Origin of the sequence: Rhizobium sp. Root1212, assembly GCF_001424985.1 — a bacterium.
GTDB lineage: Bacteria > Pseudomonadota > Alphaproteobacteria > Rhizobiales > Rhizobiaceae > Pararhizobium.
Genome location: NZ_LMDA01000024.1, coordinates 238,823 through 251,625 on the forward strand (window position 1 = coordinate 238,823; position 12,803 = coordinate 251,625).

The following is a 12,803-nucleotide window of genomic DNA, read 5'->3' on the forward strand; positions in this document are numbered from 1 at the left end:
AAACTGTCGGTAGCGACAGGTTACAGATGCACGTCGCCATGCAAAATAGAGCCCCGGTCGGCGGGGCTCTATTCACAAAGACGGAAAAGGAAGGGGTCAGAAGGTCGGGATGAGATCGTGGCGCACGGCCTGGGCGACGGCCTGCGCGTTGGAGACGACATTCAACTTGCGCCGGGCATTTGTCATGAAGAAGCGCACGGTGCGTTCGGTGATGCCGAGGATGTGGGCGATTTCCCAATAGCTCTTGCCGGCGGCGGCCCAGCCGAGCACCTCGGTCTCGCGGTTGGTCAGTTCCGTATGCACGCCGCCCGACCGGCCGCGCCGCATGTCACTTTCGATTTCGCCGGCATGGAAGAGATTGGCGAGATGCTGGAAATCCCTGACATGGCAGCGGCTATAGGCCGCCCATTCCGAGGCCGGCAAGGTGGACTGAATGGCGAGGAAGGCCAGCCGGCGCATGGGCGTGGCAAGCGGCAGCGTTACGCCGACGATATTCATCCCGCGCCGCTCGAAGGCGGTCAGATGCGGCTCGATCTGCGGGTTAATCTTGCGGGCGCTCAGCCAGTCGACCGGGCGCACCGCATTGGTGAAGGTGTTCAGAATTGGCGCGATATGGGAAAAGTCTCGATTCAACCATTCGTTGATAATGCGGTCGGGCGCGGTGCTGTGCAGGCGATGGATGCTCATGCCTGACGGTGTGAGGTCGGCATCCAGATACAGCAGATTGGCGATGTCGAAAGATCCTCGCATTAACGCGAAAAATCTTTTGTAACCAATATGTTGTTCGCCTTCCATCACGTCCAGCAAATCAAAATATGCCCGTTGGTCGGTCATGCTGAACACCCTTTTTTTTGATGGGTTTCAGCATGCAAACCATTTTTGGTCTTGTCTAGCTCAATCGTTGGTTAAACCAAAACTTTCTTGCTAACAAATCCAAAGTTGTAATTAATGCTCATTTCGGCACACATTTCAGGCGGGATGAGAGGCTTCCACCACGGCCAGAGCTGCCATGTTGACGACGCCGCGCGAGGTGGCCGATGGAGACAGGATATGGGCGGGCAGGGCAGCGCCAAGCAGGACCGGCCCGACATGCAAGCCGTCGGTCATGGTCTTGACGACGCCGAGCGTGATGTTGGCGGCATCGAGATTCGGGAAGACGAGCAGGTTCGCCTCGCCGGTCAGGGTGCTGTTGGGCATGACCCTGCGGCGCAGGATGTCGGAGATGGCGGCGTCGCCGTGCATCTCGCCGTCGGCTTCCAGATCGGGCGCTTCCACCCGGATGATCTCCATCGCCCGCCGCATCTTGCTGGCGCTTTCGGAATCGCGCGAGCCGAAGCTCGAATGGGAAACGAGAGCGGCGCGCGGCGTGATGCCGAAACGGCGGATTTCCTGGGCGGCCATGATCGTCTTCTGGGCGATCTCTTCGGCCGTCGGATTGTAGGTGACGTAGGTGTCGGTCATGAAGGTCGCGCCGCGCTGGGAGATCAGCAGGCTAAGCGCGGAGAAATCGAGCACGCCCTGACGCTTGCCGATGATCTGCGACACGTCGCGCAGGTGGCGGCTGTAGCGGCCCTCGACGCCGCAGATCAGCGCATCGGCCTCGCCGCGGCGCACGGCGAGCGCGCCGATGACCGTCGTGTTCGTCCGAACGATGGTGCGGGCGGCTTCCGGGATGACGCCGAGACGGCCGACGAGCGAGAAATACTCATCGACATAGTCGCGGAAGCGCGGGTCGCCTTCGGGGTTCACCACTTCGAAGTCGGTCTCGGGCCGGATGCGCAGGCCGTAGCGCTTGAGGCGCGTTTCGATGATCTGGGGACGGCCGATGAGGATCGGCCGGGCGGTGCCTTCCTCGAGCAGCACCTGGGCGGCGCGCAGCACCCGCTCGTCTTCGCCTTCGGCAAAGATCACGCGGTTCTTCGCCGCATTCTTGGCGGCCGCGAAGATCGGCTTCATGATGAAGCCGGAGCGGAAGACGAAGCGGTTCAGCTGGTCGAGATAGGCATCGAAATCGGTGATCGGGCGGGCGGCGACGCCGCTTTCGGCCGCAGCCTTGGCAACGGCCGGCGCCACGCGCAGGATCAACCGCTGGTCGAAGGGCGAGGGGATCAGGTAGTCCGGCCCGAAGATCGGGGTTTCACCGGTATAGGCGCGGGCGGCAACATCAGACGGCTCTTCGCGCGCAAGCGAGGCGATGGCGCGCACGGCGGCCATCTTCATTTCCTCGTTGATCGTGCGGGCGCCGCAATCCAGTGCGCCGCGGAAGATGTAGGGGAAGCAGAGGACGTTGTTGACCTGATTCGGGAAGTCGGAACGGCCTGTGCAGATCATCGCGTCCGGGCGGGCGGCGCGGGCGACTTCCGGCATGATTTCCGGCGTCGGATTGGCGAGCGCCATGATCAGCGGCTTTTCGGCCATCTGCTGCAGCAATTCGGGTTTCAGGACGCCGGCGGCCGAAAGGCCGAGGAAGACATCGGCACCACCGATACTGTCTGCCAGCGTGCGGTTGTCGCTCTCCTGGGCATAGACGGATTTCCACTCGTCCATCAGCACTTCGCGGTCGGCATAGACGAGGCCTTCGAGGTCGTGGACCCAGATGTTTTCGCGTTTTGCGCCGAGCGTCACCAGCAGATTGAGGCAGGCGAGGGCGGCAGCACCGGCGCCCGAGGTGACGATCTTGGCATTGGCGATATCCTTGCCGGCGAGTTCCAGACCGTTGAGGATCGCGGCGGCGACGATGATCGCCGTGCCGTGCTGGTCGTCGTGGAAGACCGGGATCTGCATTCGGTCGCGCAACTGGCGCTCGACCTCGAAGCACTCCGGCGCCTTGATGTCTTCGAGGTTGATGCCGCCGAAGGTCGGCTCCAGCGCCGAGATGACATCGACCATGCGCTCGATACCCGGCGCGTCGATCTCGATGTCGAAGACGTCGATGTCGGCGAATTTCTTGAACAGGACGGCTTTGCCTTCCATCACCGGCTTGGAGGCCAGCGGGCCGATATTGCCGAGACCGAGCACGGCCGTACCGTTCGAAACGACGGCAACGAGATTGGAGCGGGCGGTATAGGCTGCGGCGGCATCCGGGTTGTCGCGGATCGCAAGGCAGGGGGCGGCGACGCCGGGCGAATAGGCAAGTGCGAGGTCGCGCTGGTTGCCGAGCGGCTTGGTCGGCTGGATCTCAAGCTTGCCCGGACGCGGATAGCGGTGGAAGAACAGCGCCTGTTCGTCCAGATCGCCGCTTGCCGGAACCTCGGAACCCTTGCCCCTGTCAGCCGTCGTCATTCTTGACCTCCCATCATCATAATGGGGGTCTTTTTTCATGAAATTTCCACGGCGTACAGTTTTTTATGGCATTTGTTTTATGTCCGTGCGGCTGATGCTGTTTCAACGGCCACAGTCATTGTCATGCTCCTGCAACACGAGTCTGGTTTCTGGCGGTCATCTGGACAGGAAGATGATCTGCGAGACCGCCATGACCGATATCGATACCGAAGCCCGCCGTTACCGGACGCTGTTCATTTCGGACGTTCATCTCGGCTCCAAGGCCGCCAAGACCGATTTTCTTCTCGACTTTCTTCGCCTCCACGATGCCGACACCATCATCCTCGTCGGCGATATCGTCGACGGCTGGCGGCTGAAGCGGACCTGGTACTGGCCGCAGCCCTGCAACGACGTGGTGCAGAAGCTGTTGCGCAAGGCGCGCAAGGGCACCCGCATCATCTACATCCCCGGAAACCACGACGAGTTCATGCGCGATTTTCCGGGCGTCCATTTCGGCGGCATCGAGGTCGCCAACCGCCATATTCACGAGGCGGGCGACGGGCGCAAGTATCTGGTGCTGCATGGCGACGAATTCGATGTCGTGGTGCGCAATGCCCGCGTGCTCGCCTATCTCGGCGACTGGGCCTATGACACGGCAATCGCCATCAATGTGGTGCTGTCGGCAGTGCGCCGCCGCCTCGGACTGCCCTACTGGTCGTTTTCGGCCTGGGCCAAGCTGCAGGTCAAGCATGCCGTCAATTTCATCGGCGAATTCCAGAAGGTCGTGGCCGACGAAGCCCGCCGCAGCGGCGTCGACGGCGTGATCTGCGGCCACATCCACCACGCCGTCATCGACCAGATGGACGACATCCGCTACATCAACACCGGCGACTGGGTGGAAAGCTGCACGGCGGTCGCCGAGCATCAGGACGGCACCATGGAGCTGATCACCTGGCGACAGCTCGCAAGCCTGCCGGCGCCGAGGACCGATGTTGCTCTCGTCCCGGTCGCCGACCTGCTGCGCGAGCGCGAAGCGGCTTGAGTGGAAAGCGTCCGTATCTTTCCGGTAGTGCGAACATCGGCTTTGTGTAGCGGAATCTCGTAAGGAGCGCTCCGTCCTATGGCGGCCCGCGGAAAGCCTATGGTAAGGCTCGCGGACAATCGTCAGGTCCTTCCATGATTCCCTCACCCCAGTCTCCCGTCCGCGAGGACGCGCCGGCCCATTTCGTGCCGCGTATCGCCTTGCTCTTCTGCGCGCCGCTGATCGTCAACGGCTTTGCCCTGCCGTTCTTTCCGGTCTGGCTGCAAACTCTTTCACTCAGCGATTTCGAGATCGGCATCATCCTTGCCGTGCCGATGTTCCTGCGTGTTTTTACGGCACCTCTGGCCGGCGCTTTGGCCGACAGGATCGGTGAGCGCTCTAAGGTGCTGATCTGGTCTGCAGTGCTGTCGCTGCTGACGGCGCTGGCTCTGTTTGTTTCGCATGCCTTCTGGTACGTGCTCGTCGTCTATGCGGTGCAGGGCGCGGTCTATTCGCCCTATGTGCCGATCGTCGAGGCGATCGCGCTGTCGGGCGTGCGGCGCTGGGGCTTCGATTATGCCCGCATGCGCGTCTGGGGATCGATCGCCTTCATCGGCGCTACGATGATCGGGGGCGAGCTGATCGGCTGGTTCGGCGGCGGCATGGTGCTGCCGGCGATGGCGGCAGGTTTCGCGTTGATGATCGTGACCACGCAGGCCGCACCCAAGGTCGGACGGCCGCGGCGACCCTCGACGCTGACGACGCTGACCGAGGCGCCGCCGAAAACCCTGCGCAGGCTGGACCTGCAATTGCTCCTGATCGGCGTGACGCTGATCAGCGGCAGTCATGCGATGCTTTATGCCTTCTCGGCGATCTACTGGCAGCGCATCGGCATGAGCGGCACGGAGATCGGGCTCTTGTGGAGCGCGGGCGTGGCGGCGGAGGTCGTGATGTTTGCCTGCGCCAAGCCGATCATCCGGCGCTTCAGCATCTGGACGATGATCTTTTCCGGCTGCGGACTGGCGGTGGTGCGTTGGCTGCTCTTTCCGATGGATCTCGGTTTCGGCGGCTATTTCCTGCTGCAGTGTTTCCACGCCTTCACCTATGCGATCATGCATACGGGCATGCAGAACCGGCTGGTGGATCAGGTGCCGGAAGAACTGGAAGCCTCCGCGCAGGGGCTCTATTTCTTTTACAGCGGCATTTTCATTGCCATCTTCACCTTCGTCTCCGGCTATCTCTATGCCTGGTACGGGGTGAAGGGTTTCTACGGCATGTCGGCGGTCGCCTTTGTCGGCTGTTGCTCGGCCTTTGCGGCCTACTTGCTTCAGCCCCAGAGGCCGGCAGCCGGCGGATAGACCAGCGAGGCCTCGTAGCGCAAACCGTGGCTGCGGTCGTGGGCCAAGAGCAGCGGACCGTCGAGATCGACGAACTCCGCCCCTTGGGCCAGGAGGACGGCAGGCGCCATGCCGAGCGAGGTGCCGACCATGCAGCCGATCATGATCTTCAGGTCCAGCGCCTGCGCCGCCTTCTTCATGCGCAATCCCTCGGTGAGGCCGCCGGTCTTGTCGAGCTTTATGTTGACGGCGTCGTAGCGATCGACGAGGGCGGCGAGGTCTTCCGTCGCGTGCACGCTTTCATCGGCGCAGACCGGCACCGGGCGGGCGATGCCGGCAAGGGCCGCATCCTTCCCGGCGGGCAGCGGCTGCTCGATCAGCGCGACGCCGGCTTCGGCGCAGGCTTCGAAGTGCATGGCAAGCGTTTCGGGCGTCCAGCCCTCGTTGGCGTCGAGGATGATATCGCTTGCGGGGGCGGCTGCGCGGACGGCGCGGATGCGGGCGCGATCGTCGTGGGTGCCGACCTTTACCTTCAACAGCGCCCGGTGCGACCAGATGGCGGCCTGGGCTGCCATCGCCTCCGGCTCTGCGAGGGAGAGGGTGTAGGCGGTGGTCAGCGGCTTCAGGGCCGGCAGCGCGATCCTCTCGGCCACGGTTACGCCGCTTTTCTTGGCCTCCAGGTCCCAGAGCGCGCAATCGACGGCGTTGCGGGCAGCGCCTGCTGGCATCAGCCGATTAAGTTCGATGCGGCCGATGCCGGCCTCCAGATCGGGGCGGACCTCCTCGATCTGCGCCGCCACGCTCTCCAGCGTCTCGCCGTAGCGGCCGTAGGGCACACACTCGCCGATGCCGCTTGCCCCGCCTTCCGTGATGCGGCAGGTGATGACGGAGGCTTCGGTCTTGCTGCCGCGGGAGATGGTGAAGGTTCCGGCGATCGGAAAATGCTCGACGGCGATTGAAACTTTGCGGCTCACGGCCATCTCTCCTCCTAAAATTCATCCGGTTCAGATTGAACCGGATGAATTTTAGTTTCTTCTGTTTTCGTTTGTCTTTCGGAAAACCGGTTTCCACTTTTCCTGACAAACTCCCTGTCCTGTCTTTGCCGCTCTTGCGGGCGGCATCAATCGGTGACAGATCGATACCGAGCGGCTATGAGTCGTTTACGTTTTATCAAATGCAGCCGGCGGCGGAAGACCGAACAGACGTGACGCAATCCAAACGGACGACAGAAGCCGAGGTGACGCTGGACGAGACGGCGGGCGGCGGGCCGCGGGTCTACCGCTTCAGCGGCGAATGGCGCAACGTCACCGCGCCCGATGCCGCGCAGAAGCTTGAGAAGCTGGCGAAGAACGGCGGCGCGGGCGGCGAGGTGAACCTCGACGGGGTGACGGCCATGGATACGGCCGGCGCCTGGCTGATCCGCCGTTTCATGGAAAAATCCGGCGCAGGTGAGGGCGGCCTGACGCTATCGGGCGATGCCAAGCGTTATATCGAGCTGGTCGAGGCGATGCCGAAGGCGCTGCCGGACCCGACCGAGGAGCCGGACCCGAAGCCTTCGCTGGCCGAACGGGTGTTCGCGCCGGTCGGCAAGGTCATGGCCTCCATCTGGGACGATGTGATCGCCTCGCTCTTCATTCTCGGTTCGGCCGTGCGCGGCGCCCAGCTGAAGCTCGGCCGTCACAGCGGCCTTTCGCCGGCGGCGATCGTCAGCCAGATCGACCGCATGGGCGTCCAGGCCGTGCCGATCATCATGCTGATGTCGTTCCTGATCGGCGCGATCATCGCACAGCAGGGCGCGTTCCAGCTCCGTTATTTCGGGGCGGAGCTGTTTGTCGTCGATCTCGTCGGCATTCTGCAACTGCGCGAAATCGGTGTGCTCCTGACCGCCATCATGATTGCGGGACGTTCAGGCAGCGCGATTACCGCCGAGATCGGCTCGATGAAGATGCGCGAGGAGATCGATGCGCTGAAGGTCATGGGGTTGAGCCCCATCGGCGTACTGGTCTTTCCGCGGCTGGTGGCGTTGACGATCGCGCTGCCGCTACTCACGATCATCGCCAACTTCGCGGCGCTGGCGGGGGCGGCCCTCGTCGCCTGGGCCTATTCGGGCATTACGTTTGCCACCTTTCTTGCCCGCCTGCAGGAGGCGGTCGATTTTTCATCGGTTCTCGCCGGCATGATCAAGGCGCCGTTCATGGCGCTGATCATCGGCGTCGTCGCAGCCGTTGAAGGCATGAAGGTCGGCGGCAGCGCCGAATCGCTCGGCGCGCACGTGACGCAATCTGTGGTGAAGGCGATTTTCGTGGTCATCCTGGTCGACGGCCTGTTTGCCATCTTCTATGCGTCGATCGATCTCTGATGGCGGGGGAACACGACGATATGCAGGCGGAGACGATGGACGAGCGGCCGCATGCCGGGCCGAGCGGCGAGCGTGATGTCATCCTCTCCGTCAAGGGGCTGACGGTCTCCTTCGGTTCCCATACGGTGCTCGATCATCTCGACCTCGATATCTATCGCGGCGAAATCCTCGGCTTCGTCGGTGCGTCCGGCGCGGGCAAGTCTGTGCTGATGCGCACGGTGCTGAGGCTCCTGCCGAAGCAATCCGGCACCATCACCATCCTCGGCTCGGAATACGACAAGGTGAGCGATGAGGAGCGCATGGTACTCGACACGCGCCTCGGTGTGCTCTTTCAGCACGGGGCGCTGTTTTCCGCGCTGACGGTGCGGGAAAACATCCAGGTGCCGATGCGCGAATATCTGAACCTGTCGCAGGAGATGATGGACGAACTGGCGCGGCTGAAGATCGACATGGTCGGTCTCGCGCCGGAGGCGGCGGACAAATATCCGTCCGAACTTTCCGGCGGCATGATCAAGCGCGCGGCTTTGGCGCGGGCACTGGCGCTCGACCCCGATCTCGTTTTTCTCGACGAGCCTACGTCGGGCCTCGATCCGATCGGGGCTGCCGAGTTCGACAATCTGATCGCCAAACTGCGCGACACCCTGGGGCTGACCGTGTATATGGTGACTCACGACCTCGACAGCCTGTTCTCGGTTTGCGACCGCATCGCGGTTCTCGGACAGAAGAAGGTGCTGGTCGAGGGCACGATCGAGGACATGCTTGCCTGCGACGACGAATGGGTGAAATCCTATTTCCGCGGCAAGCGCGCGCGCTCCATCGTTCGCGAGAAAGACGGGCAACCTTAAGTCGCCACGGCGGCAACATCGATTTGAGACTGCGGAAGGCCACGAGGTAAGCGTCGGGAATGGAAACCAAAGCCAACTACACCATTGTCGGGTTTTTCACCGTCATGGTCATCGTCGCCGCTTTCGGCTTCGTCTACTGGATGTCGCAATATGGGCGCAGTGGCGAAATGGTCGAGCTGGTCATCAGCATCCCCGGTTCCGCCAACGGCCTTTCCGTCGGCTCGCCGGTGCGCTTCAACGGCATTCCCGTCGGCTCGGTGAGAAACCTCGCAATCAACTCGAACGATCCTCGTTATTCCGTTGCCGTGACACAGGTTTCGGCTGAAGCGCCCGTGCTGAAATCCACCAAGGCGACGCTGGAAATCCAGGGCCTGACGGGGGCCGCCTACATCGAACTCAGCGGCGGCAACAAGGGTGACGAGAATATCCTGCAGACCGCGCTGAACAAGGGCGGAAGCGCCCACATGGTCGCCGACCAGTCGAGCGTGACGAGCCTGCTCGCCACCGCCGACAAGATTCTCGACCGCGCGAACAATGCCATCGGCGATATCGAGGGTTTCGTAAAGGACGTGCGCGGGCCGCTCACCAACACCATCGCCAACGCCGACAAGTTTTCGAAATCGCTGGCGGACAATGCCGACGGCATCAACAACTTCCTGAAGAGCGTCAGCTCGCTGTCGTCGTCGCTGACGGCGGCCTCCAAGCGGCTTGATTCGACGTTGGCTGCCGCCGAACAGGTGGTGAAGTCGGTCGATCCCCAGAAGATCGACCATATCGTCGGCAATGTTTCCAAGATGTCGGACGATCTGGCCGCTGCTTCGGGGCAGGTGTCGGATACGCTCGCTTCCGTGCGCAGCACGGTCACGACCTACCAGCGCTTCGGCGAGAACGCCAACACCACGCTCGGCAAGGTCGATAACCTCATCGCTTCGGTCGATCCGCAGAAGATCGGCACCATCGTCAACGATATTTCGGCGGCAAGCGCGGATGCGCGCAAGACCGCCGCCTCGATATCCGGTTTCGCCGATACGATCACCGCGCGCCAGAAGGATATCGACCAGACGATCACCGATGCCCGCGAGATCGCCAACAAGCTGAATGCAGCTTCCAGCCGTGTCGATGGCATCCTCGTCAAGCTCGACGGCTTCCTCGGCGATGCGGATGCGCCCTCTCTTTCGGCCGATGCCCGCGCGACGCTTGCCTCCTTCCGAAAGGTTGCCGACAATCTCAATGCCCAGATCGGGCCGATCGGCGACAACCTCAAGCGATTCTCCGGTTCGGGCCTGCGCGATATCGAGGCGTTGGTCGGCGAGACCCGACGCACGGTGCAGACGCTCGACAACACCATCCAGACCTTCGACAAGGACCCGCAGCGGCTGATCTTCGGCGGCGAGACCGTGAAGCAGTATAACGGGCGCAACCGGCACTAACGGGCGGGTTTCAGGCCGCTGAAATAGTGACATGCCTGCAAGTCCCGGCGGCAAAACAGCTTTGTCGACGACCGCGCATGCGTTTTGCGCTTGTCACGGCAGATCGAGCCTCTAAGTTGCCAGTGATTGGCGAAGGATTCGGTCTGGCATGGCGTTTTCGGGTAAGTGGGGCGGCCGCAAGGCGGGATGGGCGGCGAAGGCCGCCGTCGGTATTGTTGCCGTCATACTTGCGGGCTGCGCCGGCAAGGCGAACAACGACACCTATGGCCTTTCGGCGGCGCCGACCGTCGAAGGACCTGCCTCGACCAACCGCCAGATTCTCGTCCCAGAACCAACGGCGCTGAAGGCGCTCGACAGCGATCAGGTGGTGGTGCGGCTTTCCGGCTCGGAAATCCAGTATCTCGCCAAATCGCAATGGAGCGACCGCCTGCCGAAGATGGTGCAGGCCAAGCTGGTCCAGACTTTCGAGAACACGGGCAAGGTCGGCGGCGTCGGCAAGCCGGGCGAGGGGCTGGCGATCGACTATCAGGTCATCACCGATATCCGCTCCTTCGAGATTTCGACCGAAGGCACGGATACGGGTGTGGTCGAAATCTTCGCCAAGATCGTCAACGATCGCTCCGGCGAAGTCGTCACGCAGAAGGTGTTCCGCGCCACGGTACCGGCGCGGGGCAGCGGCAATCCCGCCTTTATCGATGCCCTGAATGCGGCATTTGCCCAGGTCTCGGCCGATATCGTCAGCTGGACTCTGAAGTCGATCTGAACTCGCTCGAGACGATCCGGTTGATGACCTCATCGACACCGGGCACACTTTCGGCTGCTTCCTGAGCCCGATCGACCTCTTCCGGCGTCTGCACCATACCCGACAGCAAAATCACATTGCCCTTGGCGACGACGGTGATGTCGCTGGCATCGAGCCCGCCCACCGAAGCCAGGAAATTGGCCACATGGGTTTCCAGATCGTCGTGTTGCGGCGGAAAATCCTCTTCTACCTCGTGGCCGTAAAACATTCTTTCCTTGAAGACCATGTCCGTTTCTCCCTGCAGGTTGCTGAGGCTCAAACGCGCGATTTCAACTTTTGTTCGATCCTGTTCCATCTGAAACAGCGGAAAAACAAGGGGTATGGGATCGTAAGGCCACTGGATGAGAGGAGATCATCCACAACCCCAAGAGGAGAACGTTATGCGCAAGTTCATCATGTCCGCCGCTGTCGCAGCCATCGCAGCCGTCTCGTTCGCAGCTCCGTCGCAAGCCGGCGGCTTCAGCATCGGCTTCGGCGGTTACGGTCACCATCACCACGGCGGCAATTTGGAAATCGGCTTTTATGACAACGGTTATTACGGCGGCCCCTACTATTACGAGCCCACCTGCTTCATCAAGAAGATCAAGAAATACGACAAATGGGGCAACCTGAAGATCAGGAAGATCAAGGTCTGCGAATAAGCGGCCCTCTTGTCGGTATCAAAAAACCCGACTGCATGGCGGCCGGGTTTGTTTGTTGACAGAGCCTGCCAACGCCCTCTGTGTCATCCTCGGCCTTGAGCTAAGCATCCATGGGCCTCTCGTCGAATGGAGAGGCTGATGGATGCTCGGCTCAAGGCCGAGGATGACGGAGAAGAGGACGTTGCTGCGTGTTTATGGCCAGCACACCAGAGGCGGCAGCGAGGACAGGATCGACTCGACATTGCCGCCTGTCTTCAGGCCGAAGATCGTGCCGCGGTCGTAGAGCAGGTTGAACTCGACATAGCGGCCGCGGCGCACGAGCTGTTCGTCGCGGTCGGCCTCGGTCCAGGGCGTGTTGAAATTGGTGCGCACCAGCTTTGGATAGATCAGGTTGAAGGCCTTGCCGACATCCTGGACGAAGGCGAAATCCGCATCCCAGCCACCTTTCTCCTCATCCGAATGCAGCCAGTCGAAAAAGATGCCGCCGATGCCGCGGGCCTCATTGCGGTGCTTCAGGAAGAAGTACTCGTCGCACCAATCCTTGTAGCGGGGATAATCCGCCACTGCATGGCGGCGGCAGGTGATCTCCATGCCGCGGTGGAAAAGCAGGGTATCGGGATCGGTCTGGGTGCGGCGACGGTCGAGCACCGGCGTCAAGTCGGCGCCGCCGCCGAACCAGTTGCTGGTCGTGACGACCATGCGGGTGTTCATGTGCACCGCCGGCACATTGGGATTGACCGGATGGGCGATCAGCGAAATGCCGGACGCCCAGAAGGTCGGGTCTTCGCTGGCGCCGGGGATCTGCTGGCGGAATTCCGGCGAGAACTCGCCGTGGACTGTCGAGGTGTGGACGCCGACCTTCTCGAAGACACGGCCTTCCATCATCGACATGCGGCCGCCGCCGCCTTCGCCGCCCTCGCGCAGCCAGTCCTTTGCCGTAAAGCGGCCCGGAGCACGATCGGAAAGCGGGCCGGTCAGCTCGTCCTCGATTGCCTCGAAGCCGGCGCAGATCGCATCGCGCAGGGTTTCGAACCAGGCGCGGGCACGCTGCTTCTTGTCTTCGATATCGGCGGGCAGGCCCTTCGGCAGGTCCGGTCTTTCCATGAA

12 protein-coding genes are annotated in these 12,803 nt (G+C 62.2%); 7 read left to right on the top strand and 5 right to left on the bottom strand.

Annotation, left to right across the window (positions count from 1 at the left end; translation table 11 throughout):
• Window positions 1-96: 96 nt before the first annotated feature.
• Both ASC86_RS20955 and ASC86_RS20960 read right to left on the bottom strand, forming a co-directional pair.
• Window positions 97-834, bottom strand: a complete 738-nt coding sequence (locus tag ASC86_RS20955; RefSeq protein WP_056325777.1) for a LuxR family transcriptional regulator — start codon at window positions 832-834, stop codon at window positions 97-99.
• Between the two features lie 135 nt (window positions 835-969).
• Window positions 970-3,282 (bottom strand): NADP-dependent malic enzyme, encoded by a 2,313-nt coding sequence (locus ASC86_RS20960; protein WP_056325780.1) that lies wholly within the window; start codon window positions 3,280-3,282, stop codon window positions 970-972.
• A gap of 172 nt (window positions 3,283-3,454) precedes the next feature.
• Here ASC86_RS20960 and ASC86_RS20965 point away from each other — a divergent pair, with 172 nt between their 5' ends.
• Window positions 3,455-4,303, top strand: coding sequence for a UDP-2,3-diacylglucosamine diphosphatase (locus ASC86_RS20965; RefSeq protein ID WP_244477661.1), 849 nt, complete (start codon window positions 3,455-3,457; stop codon window positions 4,301-4,303).
• 134 nt (window positions 4,304-4,437) lie between these two features.
• Complete coding sequence (locus ASC86_RS20970) at window positions 4,438-5,640, top strand: MFS transporter (RefSeq protein ID WP_056325783.1); 1,203 nt, start codon at window positions 4,438-4,440, stop codon at window positions 5,638-5,640.
• Here the strand turns inward: ASC86_RS20970 and dgcA are convergent.
• A complete protein-coding gene (gene dgcA, locus ASC86_RS20975) occupies window positions 5,610-6,593 on the bottom strand; it encodes an N-acetyl-D-Glu racemase DgcA (protein WP_056325976.1) in 984 nt (327 codons plus the stop codon). The two genes, ASC86_RS20970 and dgcA, sit on opposite strands and share 31 nt — an antisense overlap.
• Window positions 6,594-6,823: 230 nt before the next feature.
• On the opposite strand from dgcA, the gene ASC86_RS20980 reads away from it, so the two are divergent.
• The 4 genes from ASC86_RS20980 to ASC86_RS20995 all read left to right on the top strand — a co-directional run bounded on the left by ASC86_RS20980 (window position 6,824) and on the right by ASC86_RS20995 (window position 11,016).
• The gene (locus tag ASC86_RS20980; RefSeq protein ID WP_200943840.1) at window positions 6,824-7,978 is read left to right on the top strand and encodes an ABC transporter permease; all 1,155 of its coding nucleotides are present in this window, start codon (window positions 6,824-6,826) and stop codon (window positions 7,976-7,978) included.
• A gap of 35 nt (window positions 7,979-8,013) precedes the next feature.
• Window positions 8,014-8,823 (top strand): ABC transporter ATP-binding protein, encoded by an 810-nt coding sequence (locus ASC86_RS20985; protein WP_156387152.1) that lies wholly within the window; start codon window positions 8,014-8,016, stop codon window positions 8,821-8,823.
• 59 nt (window positions 8,824-8,882) lie between these two features.
• Window positions 8,883-10,253: an MlaD family protein gene (locus tag ASC86_RS20990; RefSeq protein WP_056325792.1), complete on the top strand. Its 1,371-nt coding sequence runs from the start codon at window positions 8,883-8,885 to the stop codon at window positions 10,251-10,253.
• 148 nt (window positions 10,254-10,401) lie between these two features.
• On the top strand, window positions 10,402-11,016 hold the full coding sequence (locus ASC86_RS20995; RefSeq protein ID WP_056325795.1) for an ABC-type transport auxiliary lipoprotein family protein: 615 nt from the start codon (window positions 10,402-10,404) through the stop codon (window positions 11,014-11,016).
• Here ASC86_RS20995 and ASC86_RS21000 read toward each other — a convergent pair.
• The gene (locus ASC86_RS21000; RefSeq protein WP_056325797.1) at window positions 10,991-11,281 is read right to left on the bottom strand and encodes a BON domain-containing protein; all 291 of its coding nucleotides are present in this window, start codon (window positions 11,279-11,281) and stop codon (window positions 10,991-10,993) included. The two genes, ASC86_RS20995 and ASC86_RS21000, sit on opposite strands and share 26 nt — an antisense overlap.
• A gap of 154 nt (window positions 11,282-11,435) precedes the next feature.
• Between ASC86_RS21000 and ASC86_RS21005 the strand changes: the two genes are divergently transcribed.
• Window positions 11,436-11,696: a hypothetical protein gene (locus tag ASC86_RS21005; RefSeq protein ID WP_056325799.1), complete on the top strand. Its 261-nt coding sequence runs from the start codon at window positions 11,436-11,438 to the stop codon at window positions 11,694-11,696.
• Window positions 11,697-11,888: 192 nt separating this feature from the next.
• Here the strand turns inward: ASC86_RS21005 and hemF are convergent, their stop codons facing one another.
• Complete coding sequence (gene hemF, locus ASC86_RS21010) at window positions 11,889-12,800, bottom strand: oxygen-dependent coproporphyrinogen oxidase (RefSeq protein WP_056325979.1); 912 nt, start codon at window positions 12,798-12,800, stop codon at window positions 11,889-11,891.
• Between the last annotated feature and the right edge of the window lie 3 nt (window positions 12,801-12,803).